General features: G+C 55.6%; 19 protein-coding genes. 5 read left to right on the top strand and 14 right to left on the bottom strand.

What is annotated here, in order from left to right; genetic code table 11:
* The first annotated feature begins 181 nt into the window (after positions 1 to 181).
* A complete protein-coding gene (locus ABIA45_RS35815) occupies positions 182 to 529 on the top strand; it encodes a hypothetical protein (protein ID WP_404655148.1) in 348 nt (115 codons plus the stop codon).
* A gap of 416 nt (positions 530 to 945) precedes the next feature.
* On the opposite strand, the gene ABIA45_RS35810 is transcribed toward ABIA45_RS35815, so the two are convergent.
* The 7 genes from ABIA45_RS35810 to ABIA45_RS35780 form a co-directional block, all read right to left on the bottom strand.
* Positions 946 to 2118, bottom strand: coding sequence for a M24 family metallopeptidase (locus tag ABIA45_RS35810; protein ID WP_404655146.1), 1173 nt, complete (start codon positions 2116 to 2118; stop codon positions 946 to 948).
* A gap of 67 nt (positions 2119 to 2185) precedes the next feature.
* Positions 2186 to 3178: an ectoine utilization protein EutC gene (eutC, locus tag ABIA45_RS35805; protein ID WP_404655145.1), complete on the bottom strand. Its 993-nt coding sequence runs from the start codon at positions 3176 to 3178 to the stop codon at positions 2186 to 2188.
* The gene (gene eutB, locus ABIA45_RS35800) at positions 3178 to 4164 is read right to left on the bottom strand and encodes a hydroxyectoine utilization dehydratase EutB (protein WP_404655144.1); all 987 of its coding nucleotides are present in this window, start codon (positions 4162 to 4164) and stop codon (positions 3178 to 3180) included. Before eutB ends, eutC begins: the two co-directional genes overlap by 1 nt.
* A 269-nt stretch (positions 4165 to 4433) precedes the next feature.
* Positions 4434 to 5618 (bottom strand): M20 family metallopeptidase, encoded by a 1185-nt coding sequence (locus ABIA45_RS35795; protein ID WP_404655143.1) that lies wholly within the window; start codon positions 5616 to 5618, stop codon positions 4434 to 4436.
* 413 nt (positions 5619 to 6031) lie between these two features.
* On the bottom strand, positions 6032 to 7228 hold the full coding sequence (locus ABIA45_RS35790) for an ABC transporter substrate-binding protein (RefSeq protein WP_404655141.1): 1197 nt from the start codon (positions 7226 to 7228) through the stop codon (positions 6032 to 6034).
* A gap of 318 nt (positions 7229 to 7546) precedes the next feature.
* Positions 7547 to 8371, bottom strand: a complete 825-nt coding sequence (locus ABIA45_RS35785) for an enoyl-CoA hydratase-related protein (protein WP_404655825.1) — start codon at positions 8369 to 8371, stop codon at positions 7547 to 7549.
* Between the two features lie 282 nt (positions 8372 to 8653).
* Positions 8654 to 9427: a hypothetical protein gene (locus tag ABIA45_RS35780; RefSeq protein WP_404655140.1), complete on the bottom strand. Its 774-nt coding sequence runs from the start codon at positions 9425 to 9427 to the stop codon at positions 8654 to 8656.
* A gap of 1090 nt (positions 9428 to 10517) precedes the next feature.
* Between ABIA45_RS35780 and ABIA45_RS35775 the strand changes: the two genes are divergently transcribed.
* A complete protein-coding gene (locus tag ABIA45_RS35775) occupies positions 10518 to 11045 on the top strand; it encodes a hypothetical protein (protein ID WP_404655138.1) in 528 nt (175 codons plus the stop codon).
* Positions 11046 to 11768: 723 nt separating this feature from the next.
* Positions 11769 to 12041 (top strand): hypothetical protein, encoded by a 273-nt coding sequence (locus tag ABIA45_RS35770; RefSeq protein ID WP_404655136.1) that lies wholly within the window; start codon positions 11769 to 11771, stop codon positions 12039 to 12041.
* An 811-nt stretch (positions 12042 to 12852) separates the two neighbouring features.
* On the opposite strand, the gene ABIA45_RS35765 is transcribed toward ABIA45_RS35770, so the two are convergent.
* Positions 12853 to 14166: a DUF2130 domain-containing protein gene (locus ABIA45_RS35765; RefSeq protein WP_404655134.1), complete on the bottom strand. Its 1314-nt coding sequence runs from the start codon at positions 14164 to 14166 to the stop codon at positions 12853 to 12855.
* 1595 nt (positions 14167 to 15761) lie between these two features.
* Here ABIA45_RS35765 and ABIA45_RS35760 point away from each other — a divergent pair.
* Positions 15762 to 16046, top strand: a complete 285-nt coding sequence (locus tag ABIA45_RS35760) for a hypothetical protein (protein WP_404655133.1) — start codon at positions 15762 to 15764, stop codon at positions 16044 to 16046.
* Complete coding sequence (locus ABIA45_RS35755; protein WP_404655132.1) at positions 16043 to 16381, top strand: phage tail length tape measure family protein; 339 nt, start codon at positions 16043 to 16045, stop codon at positions 16379 to 16381. Before ABIA45_RS35760 ends, ABIA45_RS35755 begins: the two co-directional genes overlap by 4 nt.
* Positions 16382 to 16677: 296 nt before the next feature.
* Here the strand turns inward: ABIA45_RS35755 and ABIA45_RS35750 are convergent, their stop codons facing one another.
* From ABIA45_RS35750 to ABIA45_RS35725, 6 genes are all read right to left on the bottom strand, one after another.
* Positions 16678 to 17163 carry a hypothetical protein gene (locus ABIA45_RS35750; RefSeq protein ID WP_404655131.1) on the bottom strand — a complete coding sequence of 162 codons (486 nt, stop codon included), beginning with the start codon at positions 17161 to 17163 and terminating at the stop codon, positions 16678 to 16680.
* Between the two features lie 352 nt (positions 17164 to 17515).
* Positions 17516 to 18238, bottom strand: coding sequence for a DUF4145 domain-containing protein (locus tag ABIA45_RS35745; RefSeq protein WP_404655130.1), 723 nt, complete (start codon positions 18236 to 18238; stop codon positions 17516 to 17518).
* Between the two features lie 404 nt (positions 18239 to 18642).
* Positions 18643 to 19065: a hypothetical protein gene (locus ABIA45_RS35740; RefSeq protein ID WP_404655128.1), complete on the bottom strand. Its 423-nt coding sequence runs from the start codon at positions 19063 to 19065 to the stop codon at positions 18643 to 18645.
* A gap of 205 nt (positions 19066 to 19270) precedes the next feature.
* A complete protein-coding gene (locus tag ABIA45_RS35735) occupies positions 19271 to 19450 on the bottom strand; it encodes a KTSC domain-containing protein (protein ID WP_404655823.1) in 180 nt (59 codons plus the stop codon).
* A gap of 26 nt (positions 19451 to 19476) precedes the next feature.
* Entirely contained in the window at positions 19477 to 21393 is a 1917-nt protein-coding gene (locus tag ABIA45_RS35730) for an ATP-binding protein (RefSeq protein ID WP_404655127.1), read from the bottom strand.
* 5 nt (positions 21394 to 21398) lie between these two features.
* Complete coding sequence (locus ABIA45_RS35725; protein ID WP_404655125.1) at positions 21399 to 22418, bottom strand: SIR2 family protein; 1020 nt, start codon at positions 22416 to 22418, stop codon at positions 21399 to 21401.
* Positions 22419 to 22672 lie beyond the last annotated feature (254 nt).

The raw sequence follows: 22672 nt of genomic DNA, 5'->3' as shown, positions 1-22672 counted from the left end.
TCCTGCACTTGAGCCAGCCTACATCTCGGCGGCGCAAAGATTGGTCGAGCGTGGGGCCGTTGTCATCACTGCGAACTGTGGTTTCTCTATTCGGCACCAGGCCGCAGTAGCCGCGTCGGTTAAAGTTCCGGTCGTAACCTCCAGCCTACTCTTGCTCCCAAGCCTTCTCCGCCAGCTGCCGATGGCTGCGAAGATTGCAGTGCTGACAGCGGACTCCACGCATCTAGGCCCGGATCTGTTAGTTGTTGATCCTGCCGACAGGTCGCGGGTCGTCGTTGGTGGCATCGAAGGCGGCGAGATGTGGCAAAACGAGATGAAACGTCCAACGCCGCAGACCGAGGTCAGCGTAATTGAACGGGAAGTGGGCGCGTGTGTCGCGCGGCTTCGAAATGAGCATCCAGCGATTGCCGCGATCCTGTTTGAATGCACGGCTTTTCCGTTAGTTGCGCCCACCATGCGCCGTGTGACGAAGCTACCTATCTACGATATCACGACCTTATGCCGCTTGACACTCGCATCTGTCGCGTGACTGGCACGCTCTTAGGCGCAGGAGGCTCGGGCGGCCAACGAGAAAGTCATCCCGATCCGAGCGGCACTCCAGTTTGGCTACGGCTGGAAACGCAACGGATCTTCTTACCATATCCATCCAGAAGTGGTTGCATCTCACACGCTGGAGCCTACCGAGACGAGGGGGCCACAGAGTTGAGCACGTGCGGTAGAGCCACAGTCTGATAGGCCCGTGAAGGGCGAATTCCCCCACGCAGCTACATGCACGTGCTTCGGTCGCCGGAGCAGATTCCATGCACCAGCACGTGTCCGTCCAAGGCGGAAGGTTGGAGAGAGCGGATGCAAAGTCCGGCCGGGCGAGGACGGTGCAGCAATGCTCACCACCCTCCTGCCGACTCGCCAGCTCGATTGCGACAGTATTGTTACAGAACCGTTCAATTACAGTTCGAAAAGTTTCCGCGGAGCCTTGGTCAACACTTCAACGCCGGAGTCCGTCACCCGAAAGGTCTCGCTGAGCACGTAGCCAAAGTCTTCATCGATCCAGTTGCCCAGCATCAAATGGAAGGTCATGTTCGGCTTCAGTTCTGTCCTATCTCCATCCTGCAGGCTAGCGGTCGGCTCCAACCAGCCTATGCCATGGGCGTAGCCGCATCGAGAGTCCTTCTTCAGCCCATGCTTTTCGATTGTACGATTGAAAGCGTTTGCAACATCGCTGCAGGTCGATCCCGGCCGGATCACATCGAGAGCAGCCTCGAGACCTTCCATCTCGGCCTCGTGGACCCGGCGCAAACGCTCAGAAGGCGCGCCGATCGAAAAGGTGCGCATAATCCCGGCGCAATACCCATGTCGCACCCCGCCCAGCTCGAGGTTGATTTGCGAACCCTGACGAAAAACGTCTTCGCTCCAGGAGATATGGGGGGTTCCGGTCCGAGGAGAGGAGCACAGGCTGACGTTCGGAAATCTTGTCGTTCCGGGCTTGCCATTGGCACCGCGGGCCAGCGCTCCCATGATTTCGGCAATCACGTCCGCTTCCCGTACACCAGGCCGTATGACATCGGCGGCGCGCATGATTGCTGCATCCGAAATGGCGGCCGCTTCTCGCATGACAGCTATCTCGAGATCGGATTTGACGATGCGAATCCAGGTCACGACATTCGTACAATCAACGATCTTGGCCTTGGGCAGCCTCGCTCTGAACTTTTCCGCAGCTTGTGCCGAAAGGCCTCTTAGTTCGAGCCCGATGCCACGATTTGCAGCGCCAATTTCGTTGAGAAAATCGATTACCTTGTCGTAACCATCCATCGTGGGATTACCAATGAGCGCTTCTGGGTAACCGATGATCTTGTCACGATCCATGAACGTTTGGTGGATGGCAGCTGGAGCGTCCTGGCGACGCAGAATGAAGGTGGGCTCCTCCTCGTGAAGAGAAACCACTAACGCTTGCGGCACATAGCCAGAGTTGGCGGTGTAACCGGTCAGATAGGTGATGTTGTATGTATCGGAGACGACGAGTGCGTCGATTTCGCGACGTTTCATTTCAGACTTCACGGCCGCGAGCCTTCGCAGAAACTCCGGCCGCGGGAACGCCTGAGGTCCTTTGCTGATTGCCATTAACGTAGCTCCATTGGATCCGATCGATTGAGGTGGTGTCAGAGATCTATTTTGTCCCGGAGATTCATCAACTCTCGAATTCCGAGCCGGCTTTCGCAACTACAGATCGTGCAAACGCCAATGAAGCGATAGTAGTGTCCTGGATACCAGTCCCGGTCAGATCGGCGATTGTGATGTGCGCGTCCTTCGTACGGCCAGACTTTAGGCCAGCTACAATTTCGCCGAGTTCCGTAAACTTTGCATCCTCAGGGACAGTGCGCAAGGCGATGGCATGGTGCAACTCGCCAAGAAGTCGCGTCTGCTTGAGGCTATCAGCGACATAGAGGTCGGCTCGCTTGATCGCTGCTGGCTCTATTTCATTCTTATGTTCAGCGTCAGAACCCATAGCAGTTACGTGCTGTCCAGGTTCGAGCCACGATGATTGCAGAATTGGTTTGTCGGCTGGCGTTGTGGTTACGACAATGTGCGCGCCGGCCACAGCCTGCATGCCGTCATCATATGCCCCTACAGGAAATTTAAGAAGCGCAGAGAGTTCTTGCGCTACCATCTTGGCCTTTGAAGCGTTGCGCGCCCAAATACGAGCCTCACGGATAGGTCGAACCAGAGCAAGCGCCTGCAATTGCAACCTGGCCTGATTTCCGGCGCCCAGGACCGCTGCGACCGAAGCGTCCTTACGAGCGAGATATTTTGCAGCAACAGCGCCCGCGGCGGCCGTACGCACATCTGTCAAATAGCCATTGTCAAGCAAGAGAGCCTGCACCAGACCAGTCTTACTCGAAAGCAGCACCATCATGCCGTTCGTGCTCGGTAACCCGATCTGCGGATTGTTAAAAAAGCCAGGGCTAATCTTGATGGCAAAGGTCTCTAGACCCGGCACGTAAGCCGTTTTGACGTCGACCTCCCCTCGGTGCTCGGGAATATCGAGCCTCAAAATAGGGGGCATCGCCACAGTCTTTGTTGCGAGCGAAGAGAATGCGCCTTCGACACATTGCACTGCCATCATGTCGAGAGGAACAATATTTCTGAGCTCGCGTTCGGTGAGCACCTTCATTTTTGGCATCAATTCTCCTGCTCAAAAGGATTGGCCAGGCCGTTTACGACATTGCGATGCACTTTCATATCGATATTGCGGCCGGAGAGCACCAGTGCCACCGGTCCGCTCAAATTCGGGATCTTGTCGGCTAGCAGCGCAGCGATTCCAACAGCGCCGGCGCCTTCCAGGATTTCTTGTTCGTGCTCGTACGCATGACGAATGCCTGCCGCAATCTCACCTTCGCTTAGCAACACCACATCATCGAGCAACGCCTGACACATCGTGAAGGTCACTTTGTTATCGAGGCCTATCCCGCCGCCTAAAGAATCGGCCAAGCTTGGAAACTCCTCCACCAGTACGGGCCGGCCCGCATCGAGGCTGGCCTTCATCGCCGCGCCGCGTTCCATGGTAAGCCCTACGACCTTCGCATGGGGCCTCATGGCCTTCACGGCTGCGGCGACGCCGGCGGCCAAGCCACCACCGGATAAGGGCACAAGCACAGTGGCTACGTCCGGCAGCGCCTCAACGATTTCCAGCCCAATTGTCCCCTGTCCAGCAACAATGTCCGGATGGTCGAATGGCGGCAGCATGACGAGCCCATCTTCATTCACAAGGCGTTCCACTTCCTTTTGCGCCTCGTCTTGGGAACGTCCAATGATGCGTACATCTGCGCCGAGGCGCCGGACTTCGGCGATCTTGTTTTCCGGCACAAGCCCTGACATGCAGATGGTTGCACGCGAGCCGAGCATGCGAGCCGCCTGAGACAGCGCTCGGCCGTGATTACCGGTCGAGGCTGCCACGATGCCCCGCTCCCGCTCGGCTTTCGTGAGTCTGAGGAGGGCGTTTGTGGCGCCGCGCAGCTTGAAGCTGCCGGTGGCTTGATGATGCTCGAGCTTTAGCTTAACCGTGACACCGCAGATTTTTGACAGTGTCGGCGAACCTACGAGCGGCGTTGGGAGGATGTGCCCCGCGATGCGAGTGCGCGCATCCTCAATTGCAGCGAGGCCGATCATGGAGATCCCTTTACTCAAAGAGGCCAGGTAATGGCCGGCCCCACGATCGACTGAGTTGAGCTGGCCTCAGCATAGGTCGCGGCTCCGCGATGACGATCGGTTCTTGCTTGATCTGCCACCGCGGCTTCGGCCCGTTCAACAGGGTGATCGTAGGAGAGCGACGAACAAATTGGCGAGCGAAGCCGGCGCGACGTTTGCAACATATTGGTCTTTAGCTAGTTGCGATCGCCAGACCGGCTGCATAGGCATTCTTGACATCGAAATCGACGTCAAGCGTTAAGCAGATCGAGGATGTAGCTTACCGTGAGCTCGGCAGCCGGGATGATGAGCTCATCGGATGCCCCAAAGGTCGGGGTATGTACGTGCGACTCGTTGCCAGGTGCGCGCGTCCCTAGCCAGAAATAGATCGAAGGCACGCAAGCCGAGTAGAAGCCGAAGTCATCGCTTCCCGCTATTTCCTTCTTTCCGGTGAAGAAGGCCTCTTGCCCGGCTCTCTCATGAACGGCCCTGCGAAAGCGCTGCACCATTTCAGCATCATTGACCACCACGGGCTCACCCATTCGGACCACGAATTCCGCGGCGCCGCGGTGCATCGCCGCAACGCCTTCCGCGACTTCCCGGATGCGCTGGAACAATAGAGCTCGACGCTCCGGACTTCGGGTCCTGATCGTACCTTCCATGACCACTGAGGGGCAGATGATATTCGTTGCCTCGCCGCCATGGATGGTACCGATCGTAACGACAGCACCGTCATCTGCCGGCATTTCGCGCGAGACCACCTTCTGCACCTCGTTGATAAAGGCAGCCGCGATCGCAATCGCGTCGACACCCTTATGGGGTGAAGCGCCATGCGCCATCTTTCCGGTGAGAATGAGCTTGAACTGGTCGGCAGATTTAGTGACGGCTCCCTCCCGAGCACCAAACATACCCGCAGGAATATCGGGACTGACATGGAATCCGACGGCCTTGTCGAAGCCATCGAGCAACTTCTGATCCTGGACTGTACGGCCACCGAGGGGCTCCGCCTCCTCTGCCGGCTGAAAGAACACACGCACCTTACCAGCAAAACTAGCGCGCAGTCGGTGGAAAGCAAGCGCAGCTCCTAGTGCGATCGAGCCGTGCACATCGTGACCGCAGGCATGCATCACTCCATCAATTTGAGAATGGTAGGGCAGATCTGCGCGCGTTTCGTGGATGGGCAAGGCGTCGATATCGCCGCGCACTGCGATCGACCGCTTTGGGCCGGAGCCAGTGCCCTCGATATCAATAAAAAGACCGGTATTGTGGAAGGTCTTGGCATTGGTGAGCCCGAATTGCTTCAATGCGCCACGAATCCGTTCCTGAGTTTTCCATTCCGCATTGGAAAGCTCAGGTTCACGGTGCATGGCGTGCCGCAGCTCGATGACCGCCTTGCGCTCCACATCCGACAGAATGCCGTTGGTGTTTCTAGTCATATTGGCTTATTGATCCACGTTATTGCCGAGCACGGTTCGCTCTCTCAAAGATAGCTTCGATCGGCGAAGGAAATCGCCAAGTTCACCGGCCGCGGGTACGGAAAAAGCTCATTTTTTTATCTGGAACGCAGGATTTCGGCAGGAAAATCAACATTGAGGCCCCCCCGAAAACACTACGGCACACGCCTGAACTGCTCATCGAGGCAAACGGCAACGTTCATCCCGGGGTTTATAAGCCCCGACCCGCAAAGCGCTGTTTGCCACTCTTCAACCGAGAACTCGCGAGACGGAATCTAGCAATTCAAGACGGTCCAGCCGAAGAAAACTCTCCTGGAAGCCGAGGCCGGACGGATACAACCAAGGCTACGCTTTTTTGGGCCTTTAAGCTCACGCCGCGCGTTCAGCTGGCGACACTATGATGATCGCCAAGCCAGCCACCGCTCTTGGATGTAATCTATGTTCGTTTTTCCGTCGGGACGTTTGGTGACGAGCCAAGCGTTATCCTGAAGCACGAGCTTCGATGCATTTTCCTCGTAGAGACTGAGGTTCGGGACAAGATCAGGCGGCAAAAATTTAAGTTGGTTCGTATTGGGTCCTGGGTAGCCGACGCCCATTGTGTAGGCCGCCGCGATCTCCGCTCGATTGACAAACGCTAGCAGCTTCTGCGCGTTCGAGCTGTTGGGACCGCCCTTGAGCACAGTCCAGTAGATGTAGTTTAGGTTTCCGCCATCCCATACAATACGAAGAGGAGCGGCTTGGCGAATTGCCCCGATAGCCCGACCGTCCGGGCAGCTTGTTGCCGCGTATTCGCGATTCATGAGCAAGGTGACCGGCTCCCCTCCCGCGACCCACCATTTCGGTATTTGCGACTTGATCTGATCAAGCTTTTTGAACGCTCTTTCGATCTTGTCGTCTGTCAGCGGCCAAAGATCTGATTTGGCGACGCCATCAGCTTGAAGTGCGAACACGAGGTTGTGCCTCGCGTTAGGACCAAGTCCACGTGGGCCGGGGAATGCTTTGAGATCCCAGAACCCTTGCCAGTCCTTTGGTCCGCCCTTCGGAAATGCGCGCTGGTCATAGGCAATCATTGTTACAGACCGGAATGCGACCACCGCGTCTTTAATCCGCGCATCCTGCGATGTACCTTTGAGTGCTTCATCGTCCCACAGACCATAATCGATGGGCAGAAACATGCCAGCCTGGTCCATCGCCGGATAATTCTGTGCGTCTATCATGGCTACGTCCCAGTCGACCCGTCCAGCTTCGCTCATGGCCCTGACTTGGGGTTCGGCGAAGTCGGCCACCACGTCGACCACAGAGATTCCCGTCGCCTGTGTGAATGGCTCGAAGACGGCCTTACGCAAAGCTTTCGTATAGGTCCCCCCGTAAGAGAACACGACGACCTCTCCACTGCCGGACAGTTTGTCCTTGGCAAAAGCAGCCGTCGACCTAGCGACCGCGGGAATGCTCATGGCGGCAGCGGCAAACTGCAGGAGAGTTCTGCGATTCATTCCGGCTCGTTGAAACGCTTCGCTCGGCACCCGAGGTCCTTCGCCGCGCCCAATTGACTTAATGCTCCGAATAAAGCCAGACAGATTTGAATGCTTCATTGGTGACCCCTTCTCCAGCAGCTCAGAACCGCGAGGATGTACATTCAGACGGGCAGAGGCCAAAAGTTACAGGCCTGCCGAAGGGTTTTCGAGCTTAATCTCGGCCCGCGGCGCCGGATTAGTGCGGCACAACGCTCCCTTGAGCAGTTTTTCGGCGAAAGTTTCCATCTCACCTATGACCATCGGTGCAGCAGGTGGCGCTATTTGCACTGTCTGCACGCAAGCGGCATTTCCAAAAATTTGAGACATACAGGCGTGTATTCGAAGACCTGAAGCAAGCCATGTGCGAGCATGCCCCAACTCGATAAGGCGTGCTGCTTACCGTCCCTGAAAAACAGGACTTCTCTTCTCTGCGAATGCGCGGACGCCCTCCTTGTGATCAACGCTTAGTTCCGTCCGGATCAGGCTTTCGGCCTCGTAATCCATCGATTCCAGGAATTCGGCATTCAAGGCGTGATCGAGGTTGTTCTTCATGCAACTAAAAGCAAGGGTCGGCCCCCTCGCGAGAGTGGCCGCGAGCGCAAACGCTCTCTCCTGCAGCTCCGCATCGGGGACGCTTTGGTTGATAAGGCCGAGCGATTCCGCGCGACGTGCATCCACCCGCTCCGACAAGAACATAAGTTCGCGCGCGCGGGAGACTCCGACCAGGCGCGTGAGCAGCCAGGCTATGCCACAGTCGCCGGACAGCCCGACGCGCGCGTAAGCCGTGATCAAAATAGCTGACTGTGCGGCAACGCGGATGTCACAAGCGAGCGCAAGCGCAAGGCCCGCGCCTGCGGCAGCCCCCGGAATGGCCGCGACAGTCGGCTTCCTAGCGCCAACCAGTGCGCCCCACACGGCTCGTTGGTTGAACCGCAAGTCAGAAACGCGCTGATCGAAAGTCAATTCGGCCGCCGCCGAACTTTGGCTCATCCCATTTACATCCCCGCCCGCGCAGAACGCTGCTCCCGCCCCGGTGATAAGGATCGCCCGAATTTGCGGATCTTCGTCACAACTCTTGATCAACTTACCCAATGCGCCGCTCAAACTGCTGGACAATGCGTTCCGGACCTCCGGTCGATTGAGGGTGATGACCGCCACCTGGTCGCGAATTTCCGCCAACAGCTCCCCTGTGCCCGTATCGATTTGCAGCCGCTGCGACATGCCCATCTTACTCCTGTTCATCTTCCCTGGTGCATGGCGGGTCGTCCAGTGCTGGACGGCCTGCGCAAGTTCTTCAGTAAAGACCACCTGTGGCCACTACCGCTGCAGAAGGCAATGCGGGCTCGACTTCCGTCCAACTTGAACGGATGCCGCCGCAGCAGCCCGCATGAGCATCAGTCCGACCGACGTCTCATCCAACGCGCGGCCGCCTTCCTCCTCAACCGGCTAGGTCAAACCAGCAACCACACGTCATCAACCAGCGCTTTGCTACCGACGTTCACTTTAGCGGACCGATGCAGGCCAGGGCTTCGGCCTATTTGGCTGACTTCGAAAGCGCCAATCTACCGGATATGGAACGAAAAACATGATTCCCTTCTCGCCTTCGTACTTCAGCTTAGTGTCTTTAGGAAGCCACACGACATCTCCGAATTTCGCATCGATCGCACGACTGTAGTTCTCGCCAGTGCGAATGCGCAGCACCCCACCAAGACAAATCGAGACCTGGTCATATTCAGTCGTCCAATCGGCGGAGGCGTCGTTGTAGGTCGCGATCGTGGCAGCGATGGTCTTACTGATCTCTGGAGTGACCAGGCTGCAGGTAGATGCAAATCCGCCAGCATAGATTTGGATTTGCGAATACATCATATCGGTGCTTCGGAAATGATAGACCTCAGTCAGCGGCTTTACACCCTCCACAGACTCGGTAAGCGTGCGCCAATCGACCGGGTATCGTGCGTAAAACACCTTTGCTTTGTTGCCCTGGTACTTCAGCCGAGTTCCCTTGGTAAGCCAAATCACGTCACCGAATTTAGCTTCAATGACACGGCTATAGGCTTCCCCCGTGAGGATTCGACAAGTGCCGCTAAGCACGACGGCGGCCTCATCGTAGTTAGTGGTGCGCTCGATTGAACAACCGTCGTAAATAGCGATTCCCGCATCAATCGTTCTGCTGTTTTCAGGACCAACCAATTGGCAGCAGGACGCATGGCCGCCAGCCTCGCTATGCATTGGCGAAAACACCATGTCTTCGCTCTTGAAATGGAGCGCCTTAGTCATCTTCGTTCTCCTGTCTTGGTCAATTGGCGCCTTCGAGGCGCTCCCCGTTACAGCTTTCGGTGCATGGATTTCACGGCCTCAAGGGAGACGCCCGTTAATCGTTAGGATGATGGAGCATACCCGCTTCGTTCAGCACCACCGCGCGCCCGCAAACCGAGCCTTCAGCGAAAGATTCATTACAATCCCACTGTAGAGGGCCGCATCTGCGGTCCGTCGAGTAACCAGCGCCCGCGTACCGAACATTACCTGATTCGTTTCTTCACCCTTTAGCGCGACACTCCTGCTACAGAGGACGAACACGGCGTCCGCCGAGCGTTTGGTAGCGAAATCTAGCACACCGACAAACGTGTCGACGCAAAGATAATGCGACAGAATTTGCAGAAATCCTGCAAAATGGAGCAACCTGCGTACGAATTTCGAATACGAGCACCAGGTTGCGTGGCTACCTCCTCGGTCTTGCGCTGACAGCCCGAGGAATCTCGGCAAGAGTATCCACCCGCTACGCAGCGCCCCTTTGACCCCACAGTCGGGTTTTGGGTCAGAGGGTCCGGAAATCGGCCGCGCCGGGCGGCACGACTTGACCAACGAGATACCGAAACTCGGATCGAGAACATGGATCGCCCACCATTCTCATAGCGGCAAAGCTGGATTTCGGATCGGCTCGACACGTGAGCAGCGTGTAAGTTGGCTTTGCCAAGGTGATTACGTGGTTCGGGCTAAGCGAAGCATGTCCCTGCAAGCTTCCGCGTCCCGTCCATTGCGCAACCGTTCTGAAATCAAATGTTTCGATATCACAGCCGATAGCTCGAGGCGAGCAAGTCGGAACGCCTGAGCGGCGAGGAAGGAAAACGCCTTTTTAGCCCGGCTAAGAAGAGCGACGTGTAACCGCGCGACGCTTCAATTCGGCGTCAAGTAGCTCGCTTTTGATAAATATCATCCCGTTGATCGTGCGACCCAACGATTGTTGTAAGCTCAGGCTGCGCCGCTTGGGGCGGAGCATTCCCACTTTCCTACTCGGGCCGTCTGTCTGGGCGTAACCGATGCAGTAAGTGTCGCACTGGAGACGCCACAGCAGGATCAAGGCCGTTCCTTGAACGCATCTTCCGACAGTTGGGCCATGTGGCGCTTGACCATGATTAGCCCATCAAATGACGGTTCCATTCCCGGCAGAGCGAAGTCGCCTTGGGGTCTCAACACGGCGGAACTTGATTTGGCTAAGCGTCCAACACACGTGGAGAACTGCTCTGCTAAAAGTCAGGATCTGGTGCGGCGACGAACGCTGGTGATCAAATCCCGCAACGTTTGTCTGGAAGATTTTCTTCACGTTCGAGCCGAGTCGCTCGGCATTGCCGGAACACAATTAGCGATCTTGATGGCCGTGACGGACTTGGACACGGATGCAGGTGTCGCGGCCGGCATGGTCGCAAAACTGCTGAAAGTCGTCCCATCCTTCATCACGCTGCATTCGAAGGCGCTGGAGAAGGTTGCGTATGTGCAGCGCAAGGCCGGCGCCAAAGATGGGCGTGTCGTGCAACTGTCGCTAACGTTAAAAGCGCGCAAGCGTCTCGCGACCATCACCCCACGAACAGGAGGAACTCGATCGGTTCATGTTCGGTGATCTAGGAAATGAGAAGTTGACGAAATTGTCTAGCGGGTTTGCAGCGCTCAGGAAGCGATCAGAAAGAGCCCGCCTTGAGACCGAACTTGAGACAGGCACAGTACCGGTAAGAGAGAGGAGCCTGCGATAGAAGGCTGTTGTTTTGGCGCACGTTGACCCAGGAGAGGTAAGTTTCCATTCCAGCGGTTATGGGCGCTGAGCACGGCGAGCTCCACAATTCTAACCGTTGAAGTCGACCAAAATGTCTGCTTGTTGCGGCGAGGCGTTGAATGCAAATCTCACTCGCTCAAAGGTCCCGTCCAGGATGCAGGGCCGGGTATTCTTTGCTCGAGACGGCTTGATCAATGTCATCGCCCCTGGCTCTGTATGGCTGTCCGCGTTAATGCTACACGCATTGATGCGCCATCGGATAAGTACGGACACTTGCACATCATCTGATCGACGGCGACCGTAATCAGTTGCAAGTGGAACCCGGAGCGCCCGCGTTAGGCACACTTGGCGGAAAAACTGGAAAGCGATGCGTTTTGGATCTAGTATCTTGCGACCGGGGCTGGACTGCATTCACTCACGATTGGCATTTTAACCCGGAGGGCCGCCGGCGGTATTGTCGGTGCCCTTTTTTCAGGGGGAAGCGAATGAAGAACCGCAAGCTCAGACGGGATGGGCGCCGTAGCCCTTGGATTAATCTATCTGATCAGCGCGGCTCTGCCGCATGGAGCCCTAATGCATAATTGGAAGAAGGAGCTCGACGCGCTCGTTGCTCAAACGACGATCTTCACCGAATCGTTGAAGGTACAGGTCGAGCGGCCCAAGTCTTTGCTAGGGAAAGCCACGGAAGAGGCTCGTGTCAATGCGCCACATTATGGCGACAGTGAACGCGAAGAGATCAAGAAGCGCGTTGAACGTTTCCAAGCGCATCAAGAACGCTTCAGGCGCGAACGTGAGAATTATGCCGATTCCATCCTCCGCCGGATCAGGCTGACCCCGGAAGCGTAGACGAGCTCAACAGCGCAAAAACGTCCGTGCTTCGGCACGATTTGGCAGACTTGTGCGCTTTCATTCAGGTTCGGAAATTCCGCGCACCGCCGCGGACGTTCACGTCTCGGCCGTGAAGGAAGGCACTCAGCCGACATCGTCATCAGGACCTTCGGAAGAAGCTTCATGACACCCGCTGCGGGAACGGTTTGAGGCTGCCGATACTAACGCAAAGATGTTGTTTGAGTTGGCACAGTTCTCTCCGAGGCGGCTTGCGCCGTCCGCCAAAGATCATAGCGATCAGTCTTAATGACTCTCTTCCCTGAAGACATGCCCAAAAGAGTCGGGGCACATCGGGGCACGTTGACGCCAGATCTTTTCACGAAAATGAGACCGACGACTTACTTGGGGAATGGAAGGAAGGTTCAAAAGTTCATTCGATGCTCTGCGAGGAGCAAATCACCAGAGGTGATGCCGAGGAGCTCCTACTCAACGACACCGCGGCTCTCGTACTGAAGGTCTTTCGGCCGGGTGCCAGGGCAACGCGGGCTGATGAACACGTTGTATTCGTTGAAGCCGATTCGTAGCACGGCACTTTCGCGCACGCCTCACTTTCGCGGGGAGAAACGCGTCTTGGCGAGGAGTAGAGTTCTCGACGTTTCCGCAATCGAGCCGCGCATGGGTGCCTATGATGTTCGGCGCAAGTGGGCCCCACCCGTGGCGATATTCGCGAGGCGGCTTTCGATTTCTCGCATTCGTTGGTCGCTGGAGCGCTCTCGAGCGGCTCAATGAGCTATTCTTGCCGCGAAGCCCCCCGACTGCATCGCAAAAATCAACCGGTCTTCCGCTCGGGCTCAATCTGGCTTTCCAACATGGGCATGTCGAGACTTGGAATCTCCGGCATAGCTTTACCCGCGATCGCCTGCAGATCGCCCACCATGCCGACGGTAGATTCAATCACTGACACAATCTGTGTTTCTCGCTTTGCCCACTGGCGTCCCATGAACTTGCGCTCCTTGTCGAGGTCCTCGCGCATATCATTGAATTTCTCGACGACGGCCTCCACCCGCTGCCGAAACTTTGTGCCCGTCAGGTACTGGTAGACCAGCTCCATCTTGGTCTGTTGGCCCTGCTGGACCAAGCGGGCGCTGCTAACGTCGATAAGTGTCTGACGAAGAGCAATAGCTAACGGTACAGCGTAGCGGGGATGCGCCACCCAGACTCCATCGATAAGATCAAAATGCTCAACATGCTTGGGGAGCGCTTGTGACACGATGAGTGCGACGTCGGCGGCGCTTCGCCGCTGGTCCTCGCGTAACTTTCCAAGCCAGCCATCACTCCAAGCCTTGGTACGCTTGGACTCCCAGAGTATCATACCGACTGGTTGGGCGATGGCGCCGTTAACCTGCTGTACTACGTCCGCCCCAAGTTCACCTTTGCCGACTGGTTCGATGAGATCCGTCGGAAAACGGCCGCGAAGTAAACCTTCAAGTTCGAGTTCGAGAACCTCACCCTGGGCCTGCTGGGAGCCCTGTTCAGCCTTCCGTTTGAGCTCTTCGATGGTGCGCGTCATCGATTCAATCGTTTGGTCCTTCTCCGCGACCCGCAGCCGGGCAGCTTCGTCGGCTTCTTGCCTGGCCCTTAGGCGAATCTCTTCAATGGACGCTTGCACGCGCTTTTCAACCGTCAATTCAAGTTCCCGCTTTTCCTCATCGAGTGCACGCTGCTTGCGCATGAGCTCGGCCTGCGCCTGCTGCGCCTCAGCCAGCTTGGCATTATTCGCTTCAAGCGCTCGACGGAGTTCCGCCGCTTCTTCGGCCTGCGCGGTTAATTCGGCTGCGGCGGCTTCGCGAGCCTTCTTAGCTTCGGCGGCAACCAACTGGCCACGCTCCGCTGCCAACCTCTTTGTAATTTCATCATCGATTTGCTCACGATCCTTGAAGAGCTGCTCTCGCTCCTGGCGTAGAGCTTCGGCCTTGATAGCGACCTCGGCATCCTTGTTCGCGAGCAACCCTTGAAAATGCCGTCGCGTTTCCGCGAGCAGAGGAGCGGCGAGAGATTCCGTCAACCGAATCTCATGGTCGCAGTTCGGGCAACGTAAGGTAGGTTCATGAGCGGCGCCAACCGCGACTGCTTTGAAGCTCATGGGCCATCCTGCGTAAGTTCGCTGTGATGCCGGAAACAATGTTCTCCAGCCGGTTTGCCAGTTTATGGGATGCGGGTTTACCGCGATTTCCACATTAGGGGCGAACTGTCTTCACAACCGAATGGGATTTTCCACTGAAACCAGTCTGGACGATGGGCTTCGGCCGGACCAGGCAGATCGCTGTACGTCTCTGGAGTCATGGGGATTGATGCAATATAGCGCCTCGAAAAGATTGCTTTCACGGGCTTCATTCTGACCGACAACGGCAGTCGTCTTCCTTACGTCCATGTGCCCGAATCCCAAATATTTCGGTAATTCTGCACGCTGAACTTTATTAGCTGCATGTCCCTCCTCGCGACCAAGTGGCGCCCCAACATAGTTTCCCTGAGATCGCAGAGAAGCGGGCCAAGCTGATTTTTGGTTAGTCACTATTGGTGAGCGGAAACCGCCAAGCATTGAAAATAATTCGTCTTTGGCCTTCACTGGCAAAACGGGCGTCAACCGAAGGACGCTGTTCTTCTTCTGCCATTTCGATTTTTTATGGTTCAACCCGCGCCGCCCCTCACGCACTGAAAATCAAGAAAGAAATTTTAGGCTTCCAGCTTGCGCCGGTTGCGACGTCCGCCTTTCCGACGAGGAACGCTTCGCGATCTCCCGAAACCCGTCCTCAGCGCACGCTCGAGATCATCTTCCTTAATCGCGAACTTCGGTTCTTCCGGAATAGGCCATTCTTTGGGCGGCGGGAAGTTGGGGCGGTTCAGAACCCGATCCAGCGCCTGCCTCTCTTGAGGGCTGAGACCTTGCGTAATGGAATCGAGTTCTGTCCGTTTCTTTTTTGAGCAGCGTGCGGACTCAACTCACCCACTGAGTGTTCAGGCGCGACGCTGAATACGGTTTAAGGTGAACGTAGGCTTGAGCAAGCTCTGTCACTGAATCCCTCGGCCCGACATTTCAGCACGAAACAACCCCGAACTGAAGCCGGGCGGCTACGGGATGGTTGACAGCTAGCATTCTCGCCGCCGCCGGTTGCCGTAAGGCATTGACTGTACTCTATTTTAGGCTTCCATTTCAATCCAATTTCGATCAACTGCCGGATCGCATCTCAAACATTTGAAATCGGCTTTTGCTTCGCGCGCCATTTGTCGATCGCCAAGGTCCGTGAACGCAGCATCGAGCTGCAATCGGTCCCCGTATTAGACGCGAAAATACCCGCTTCGGTGGAAGCATCCAGCCGGCCTCTACCATCCGATCAATTAAACGTGGTGTTGCTCACGCCGGCAGCGAACACCTGTCGGTTCATGCCCCCCGATGGTCATGCTGACGTACGCAGGCCGTCGGGGGGCGTCCAAAGCAAAGCGGACGCCCCCTCCTCCCGGGCGTTGATAATTCTTTTGGATTTCGTGCACTCACCATACTGATTGACCACTCGCATCATTAAGACTGTGGAAATCGCAAGATAGTCCTGGCCCCCTCCTGACCGCTCATGGCGCCTCTTGGGCGCTTCTGATCGCTAACAGCTACCTTTGACGGGCAAGTCCGAAACGGCGATCCTGAGCGCTCCTGACGCCATCTCAGTGCGCATAGGAGGACAAATCATGGATCTGGCTCAAATCGGCTTTGGCGCCGAAACGTCCGATCTCGATAGAGCCAAGACCAGCGTCAACGCACTGGTCCCCGCTGCCCGTGCTGCCGAACAGGCGGCTGATAACGTGGCTGCGTCGATGGGCGGCGTAAACAAGGCATCGACCGCGACGACCAAGGTGATGATGGCCGAGAGTGGTGCGACGGGCGCAACTGCTGCCGCTAACAAAGTCGCTGCGGCTGCGGCGAACGACAACGTAAATGCGACGAACAAAGTGCGACAGCCGCAAACGGTTTGAGCGCTGATGCAAAGAATTTGTCGTATCAACTTGTTGATGTGGTGCAAGGCGTGGCGTCCGGTCAACCGGTGTTCCAAGTCTTCGCGCAGCAAGCCGGGCAAATCGGTCAAGTGATAGCCACATCGAAACGTGGTCTAACCGGACTGTTCAAGGAATTGACCGGTGCAATCGGTGGCTTCTTCACCGCAACGCGTACTACTATGATCGGCGGTGTTGCGTTCGTCGGCACGTTGACCGCGCTCGCGTCAGCGGCGATCAAATCAGCGCGCCATTGGACGATGTTCGAACCGCGACCGTTGCAAAGTCAATGCAAGAGCTACGTAGGCGCAACATGACAGTGTTAACCACAGAAAGGGAAACGTCGCTAAGAACGTCGATTGCGCCAATAGCGGTTAATCTCGCTCTCAAACCATTGCTCCGCTTCGTTTTCCGCACCTATTTGCGAGCGGAAATTTAGATAGAGACTGCGATGGTGCTTTTCGAGCCATTGTTTGAATTCGGAAAAGCTGGGGTAGTGACCCGGCTCGGGGCAATAGTTGGTTTCATGCATCCACTCGATGAGAAATGCCTTATGCCGTCCTCAGATTCCTTCCTTTTCATCATTGGTTTTCTGCCATTTCCCCCGCTTTGCTCATCGCGTCTCGATAATTTCGGACACCCTACCATCGCTGAATTTCACGATATGACTGATACTGTAAACGTAGTTATCTTCGATCCCAGTCGCTGTGGTCTTCCTGACAATTCGACGCGGTTTCCCCCAACACGAAGCGGTCAATTCAGCGACCGTCATCCCGATCTTAGGTTGACCGCGACGAACGCAATCTTCATCAGCATGTTTTCGAACAGCTACAGCATCGTAGTCGATTAGAAACGGACTAGCTGACCCAACCCACCCACGACGCCCGTCATCGAGCATCACGTAATAGTCATCCGCTCCAACCGACGCTGTGGTTAGGTCTTTCACAACAAAGGAAGCACCCGATTTCAGTTTGAGCGTCCTTTCAGTCGTCCAATCATGTTGTGTAAACGTGACTTCAACAACTTTTGGATTTCCGGGAGGAATCGAAACCCATAGTCGTTTCCCGATAAAGGATCTGCATCCGCTGTTGTCACTCATCCAGCACGTGCCAGGACTTGATCGAGCAACAGCTACATTGGCGAAAAGCAAAATCGATAGACCAATTGCCGCACCTAGAGTTTTCACTGAAATTCCCCAAGCCCAATGTCAGGTTGTATTGATGGCTGTGGAATTTATTCCGGTCAAGGCTGGATGCGGTCTTTGTATTGTTGGGCGGAAACATCATCCGCCGCGTTGCGATGTAAGCAATTGAAAAAGCTTGCGGTGACTATTGCGAAAAACCTTCGCTCACCAAGTAGCTAGCCATTTGGCTTTTGCCGGAGTCGTGAAGCTTCGCCGTCCTGAGGCTGACTGCTCAGCGTGACTACCGGACTTCGGTTCGTGAGACACCTTATTTGCCTGTGCGGCCGTCGCGCTTTTGAATTCCTGCCAAGGCATTCGGAGGTAACGATTCGAACATTGAATTGATGTGGTTTGGAGTTGTGATCAGCGCCTGCACTATGATATTGACCAAATTGAATAGCTTTAGCGCAGTGTCTTTGTCGTCCTTGAGATCGATTTGTCCGGGATGAACGGCTTCGTTTCCCATCACCCTCAAAACGTCGAGCGCTTTTTGAATCTTCGGGTCGAGCCCCTTTGCGACCAAGAGGCCAATACTAGCGTTGACATTTTTTGCCTGTGCGTCGAGGTGCGGCATTAATCGCTCGACAGCAAGCCTAAGCAATGCGGCTGCACCTCTTGGCGAAGCATCGACAATAGCGGCGGCTTCCAAAAATACCTCCCGGACGTCCTGAGGCATGTCCTCTATCGGCGTTATTATTGCTGACGTTGCAGGCCACACAATCTTGTCGACAACCCACACGGTAAGGCGCTTGCAGCTAAAGCAGTGCGACAGATTGAGGTTGTTCACAAACTTCAGTTCGAACTGCCCTGATGCTGAGCCGGAAATCGCCGGCTCGGGATTCAACCCATCGACCCTGGCTGCGCCGCCAAGCCCGGCCATTCTAAGGGGACCGCCCGTGTTGAGGGCATGCCATGTTTGATTCGCGTGAGCACCACAATACGGGCACGTGAACGAGGCTGCATTCAACGTTGGCGTAATCTGCTTGGTCATATCGGAGGTGATACCTAACTAGGGGGAAGGCCGCGTTCGCTGTATAAGCGATTGAAATAACTTGTGGCGACTATCTCTAGAAAATTTCGCTTACCAAATAGCTAGCCAATTGAAACAGGTCTACTCGGACGACCGGTCTTTTTGAATCCAATCCCAAACATTCCGAGGCAGCCAACCTTGTCTATTTGAAAGGTCCAATTCGCAGACGAAAATACTATCGTCCTCATGGACGACCTTTCGTAGGCGCGCATACCAATTGTCGGCCGTTGGTTGCTTTGAATAGATCATCCAGCAATTCGGCGCGTACGTCACCCAATCAGTAGCCTTATTCAATACTTTCTTGATCGCTTCCGTGGGTGGATTCCGACCTTCGAAGTTGAATGAGATATGGTAGAATTTCGCCATTATTCGTTGTCCAGCAATGGCGGCTCTATAAAGGACGGTGGCGGTTTGCTGGGATCACTTGTCAAAACTGTAGTGGTTGCCGGTGGCAATCCCTTAACTTGCGCTTCGAATTTTTTGTACTCGATAAACTCGGCTCCATCCAAGATTGCTTGTGCCGGATTTCGTTCGGCGAAAGCTTGGGTGGTCTTTACCCACCAGATGAAAATGCCCGATGCAACCAACCCAGCAGCGAGCAGGCCCGCGTCCGTAGCGAGGCTATCGGTCCATCGCCACAAAATTACGCCCCAGATACCAAACAGAGCCAACATACCGTGGGTTGTTTTACCAACCACGCCGCGCGGGAACCGCACCGACCGGTAAGATTCGGTGAGGCGCTTAATCCAATCAGCCGGATCGAAAGGGGCGGGACTAGGCTCGGACATGCATCTGCATTGTAGCCAAGGCCGGAACCGGATGGAACCGGCAATTGGTTAATCGCTATTGGTGAGTGGAAAGCCCTTAATATTGAAGATATTGGCTTTTTCGGCTTGACTGGCGGAAGGGGTGACCGCGCTCAACAGAGAACGCGAACCCGAGTCCCGCACGAATACAGGAGGAGGACACGCTAGCCAGCCCCTCCCATTGCTGTCATACGCGGGCGTAGCGGTACTGCCCTTTCACGTTCGAATTTATGAAGCCTCCTATCGAGGAAGCCTGCATGAGCTCTTCGTAAAGCCGCCCGGGCACCTCAAAGTACTGGTACACTGAACCGGTCTTGAACAGGACTTCAAGAATACGGCTATCTGGATCATAACCAATCTCAGCCACGTTCGTGGAAGTCACTGGATCCCGCCTCACTTCTCACCTCCTGTCTCAGAACTTTCTGCAATTGCCTCAACAAAAACACTGGTTGGCCGTGGATTCTGACGCCGCCATAATTCAACAGCTTCGGAATATTTCGCTGGATCTCGCCGTTGATTCCACCCGCCTGGCCCTTCGTAACCGTCCGCTTCCGAGCCAGCGACGACGACTTTCGGGTCAGAACTGTCGGGCCGACGCCTGGCGCTCGGAGGATTGATGAGCGTCCGGATGGGCAAATTCACTGCTTCGCCAATTATGACCGCCTCGCCAGTTCTTAGGATGGGGAGCATCGCAAAGAGCCCATCCAAGTTGTCGGAAGCCGCGCCCTTCACATGACCGCGATCCTCAGCATTGCTAAGACGCAGAGCGAAGAGGGTCCCACACTGTGAAAGAATTGTCTGATCGATCTCTGCTGGCCGTTGACTGACCAGCATCATACCGATCCCATATTTGCGCCCCTCCTTGGCAATCCTGCGCACCGCAGTAGAAGCAATTTGCTTTTCGCTCAGATAGACATGCGCTTCCTCGAGGACGACGAGCAGAGGACGTTCTCGCCCACCCTCGGGTATATTTCGGGCCCAGAAGAGGGCATCATAAACGATGCGCAGCACCGCGCCGACCAGCTCTGATTGGATGGAAGGTGGAATATTCGACAAGTCAAGAATGGTGACTGGACTGCGATCACCCAGCCAATCTGCTAAAAGCGTATCAAGATCTTGCTCGGTATTGCCGTTCTCCGCAGGGCAGTACGGCCCTGGCCGCAGCAAGAAATCAAACCGCGGGTCGCGAATCTTGGAGCCTAACGCATCAATCTGCCTGCTGATCGATAACGCCGATCGACTCAGCCGTATCTTTTCTGCATCGCCCTTTATGTCCTTCGGGGCGCGAAATCTTGGTGGTATCCCTCTTATCGCGCTTCCCTCTTGAACCGGCTTGTTCGTGGCCGGATCATGTTCTAGTGCCCACGTAGCCCGCGATTGAGCTTGCCCATCCCGTTCGAAATGGGTTGATCGCATATCGCAATGTAGGTCAAACCAAAGCTTATGAATGCTGAATGGGATAGGCGTATCAACGCTTAAGCTGTCCGCATCGACACCTGGGCGGGCGCGCGTACTCAGCCCGTGTAATTTGAGGGCCATAATGCGATCAATAACAGCTCCGCGATCGCCGGGGTTTTCGATAGCACCAAGTGTTATCGGCAACAGCTCATCGAGAGTCATTGCCCAATATGGGATATAGAGAGGCCGCTCGCCCTTCCTGATGTCGGGATTGATCCGAAAGATTGCGGCCCTGTCCTGCAGCGCTTTGCCGTACTCTCCGTGAATATCGATAACCAGGATACGCGCGGACGGATAGCGCCCGCCGTCAGACAGAGCGGCGACCAGACCCGCAACGGTCGTTGATTTTCCGGAACCAGTCGTCCCTAGCACGGCACTGTGGCGTGTAACGAGCTTATCAATCTCTATGAGAGCTGGAATGCTGCTTGCGCTCGCAAGCTGCCCGACTTGCACGAAGCGATAATCATTCGGCCGACCGTAAATCGTCCTAAGATCGCTTTCGGTGACCAGATGAACAGTATCGCCGACTGTGGGAAATTGAGAGATTCCTCTATCAAACCGAGCTCCGGGTTGCCCCTCTCCAACAAGCTGTATGGTCATCCACCTGTTGCCATGGATCTCCACCTCCGCCAGCCGCTCTGGTACTGAACTAGCACCAACTTGCGAGATCACTCCGTAAAGATTTACGAAGCCCAGGGGGATCCGAACAAATCCACCGACTTGTCCGACCCGATAGCTTTGTCCTTCGATGAAGCTCAGTCCAGAAACGGTCTCGCTTCCAAGCTTTACCCGGACAGTTGCTCCGCTTACGTCTTCCACCGTACCCAACAGTGTAGGATCTGTCCGTGTCATGACACCTACCTTGCTTCAGCTACAGTGCTGGACACGAGACGCAAGAGGTCTCCAAATCTCGCAAAATTACCGATCTCAAATTCACACGGCCGAGGCGCATCGGAATCAGTACCGGCGGCTTCGGGGCCGGCCGTAAATATATCCGCCAGCGCGGCTACATCTCCGGTTGGCCTCATAAGCCAACCGGCCTCTCGCCGTCTGATGACGGCTCGGTCCTTTGCCATGACGGACAGATTTGAGTTCTCAGTGGCGAGCTTCACAGCGGCGGGGTAACGGGAGAGCGCGTCGTACTGGATTGCGAAGCACGCAGCGGATGGGTTGGAACGCAGGCAATCGATAAGCGCCTCGTTGATATGCTCGTCTCCAAAGGAATATCCCAAGATGAACAGGGCGACAGGACGCTCACCGCGCTTTAGAAATGTCTTCAACCGGTCCGCCATTACCAAATAAGGCATTCGCCGGCTTTCGTCGTATTTCAGATGTGAGGGGTGGATGAGCAACTCATCACCGTCTTCTTGTCGATCTGTGCGGACCACGACTTTCGAAGTTTTGTTAAACCGCCAATTGATGGACCCATGAAGCTTCCACAAACGAGCCCACCTCTGGGGGACCTCTCCGTCCTCAATTGCTTTTTGATCGAGGAAAGGACGAGAAGACCCGACGAACCCGTCAAAATAGGGGACCTGCTGATGCTCCAGAGCTTCTTCAAGGAGCATGTCGTAATTCGTCGTAAATAACTCAGTCGATGGAGAACGATGGCGCCCGACATACTCCGCAAGCGAATGATAAGGAGTCCAATCAAGTGGAAGGGATCGCTTTACGCGAGCTCCGATGGCTTTGCAGATGTGCGAATCAAGGGCCGCCAGCTCAACAGATGAAAGGCCCCTGACGCCGGCTTTCCCGGCTACTTCGCGAAACTGTCGCACCCGGTTGAGCATCAGCTCAACGTTGGGCGCATCGATTTCATCCTCCCTGAATACTTCCAAAAGCTTTGAATACGCTTCTCTCGTATCCTCAGCCGTCATCAGGACTTCGTGGATGTAGGCAGTGAGACCTCGAATATCGGGTATAATTGACGACATTCCCGCTCCCTTGCCTCCATCGACCATGACTGCGCAAGGGCAGCCTGCACCGAGGAAAAATCCAATCGGGAGTTTGTCTGCAGCGAGCGTTTGCCGCAGCTGAGATACACACTGATGGGCGTCGTGCCCGAATGCCATTGTCCGTTTCCTATTTCTCGAGAACCTGCCTCTTGCAGAGATCGCAGTCCCGCACGTTG

The sequence above is a fragment of the Bradyrhizobium sp. USDA 336 genome, assembly GCF_044908355.1.
In the GTDB taxonomy this organism is placed as follows: domain Bacteria; phylum Pseudomonadota; class Alphaproteobacteria; order Rhizobiales; family Xanthobacteraceae; genus Bradyrhizobium; species Bradyrhizobium yuanmingense.
Note: the sequence above shows the minus strand (reverse complement) of the source record. Positions and strands in the feature narration are given on the sequence as shown.

Excerpts from the sequence above, each read along its gene's own strand:
- ABIA45_RS35815 (WP_404655148.1), top strand. The coding sequence starts at position 182 with ATGGCTGCGAAGATTGCAGTGCTGACAGCGGACTCCACGCATCTAGGC.
- ABIA45_RS35810 (WP_404655146.1), bottom strand. The coding sequence starts at position 2,118 with ATGGCAATCAGCAAAGGACCTCAGGCGTTCCCGCGGCCGGAGTTTCTG.
- eutC (WP_404655145.1), bottom strand. The coding sequence starts at position 3,178 with ATGCCAAAAATGAAGGTGCTCACCGAACGCGAGCTCAGAAATATTGTT.
- eutB (WP_404655144.1), bottom strand. The coding sequence starts at position 4,164 with ATGATCGGCCTCGCTGCAATTGAGGATGCGCGCACTCGCATCGCGGGG.
- ABIA45_RS35795 (WP_404655143.1), bottom strand. The coding sequence starts at position 5,618 with ATGACTAGAAACACCAACGGCATTCTGTCGGATGTGGAGCGCAAGGCG.
- ABIA45_RS35790 (WP_404655141.1), bottom strand. The coding sequence starts at position 7,228 with ATGAAGCATTCAAATCTGTCTGGCTTTATTCGGAGCATTAAGTCAATT.
- ABIA45_RS35785 (WP_404655825.1), bottom strand. The coding sequence starts at position 8,371 with ATGTCGCAGCGGCTGCAAATCGATACGGGCACAGGGGAGCTGTTGGCG.
- ABIA45_RS35780 (WP_404655140.1), bottom strand. The coding sequence starts at position 9,427 with ATGACTAAGGCGCTCCATTTCAAGAGCGAAGACATGGTGTTTTCGCCA.
- ABIA45_RS35770 (WP_404655136.1), top strand. The coding sequence starts at position 11,769 with ATGCATAATTGGAAGAAGGAGCTCGACGCGCTCGTTGCTCAAACGACG.
- ABIA45_RS35765 (WP_404655134.1), bottom strand. The coding sequence starts at position 14,166 with ATGAGCTTCAAAGCAGTCGCGGTTGGCGCCGCTCATGAACCTACCTTA.
- ABIA45_RS35760 (WP_404655133.1), top strand. The coding sequence starts at position 15,762 with ATGGATCTGGCTCAAATCGGCTTTGGCGCCGAAACGTCCGATCTCGAT.
- ABIA45_RS35750 (WP_404655131.1), bottom strand. The coding sequence starts at position 17,163 with ATGAGTGACAACAGCGGATGCAGATCCTTTATCGGGAAACGACTATGG.
- ABIA45_RS35745 (WP_404655130.1), bottom strand. The coding sequence starts at position 18,238 with ATGACCAAGCAGATTACGCCAACGTTGAATGCAGCCTCGTTCACGTGC.
- ABIA45_RS35740 (WP_404655128.1), bottom strand. The coding sequence starts at position 19,065 with ATGTCCGAGCCTAGTCCCGCCCCTTTCGATCCGGCTGATTGGATTAAG.
- ABIA45_RS35730 (WP_404655127.1), bottom strand. The coding sequence starts at position 21,393 with ATGACACGGACAGATCCTACACTGTTGGGTACGGTGGAAGACGTAAGC.
- ABIA45_RS35725 (WP_404655125.1), bottom strand. The coding sequence starts at position 22,418 with ATGACGGCTGAGGATACGAGAGAAGCGTATTCAAAGCTTTTGGAAGTA.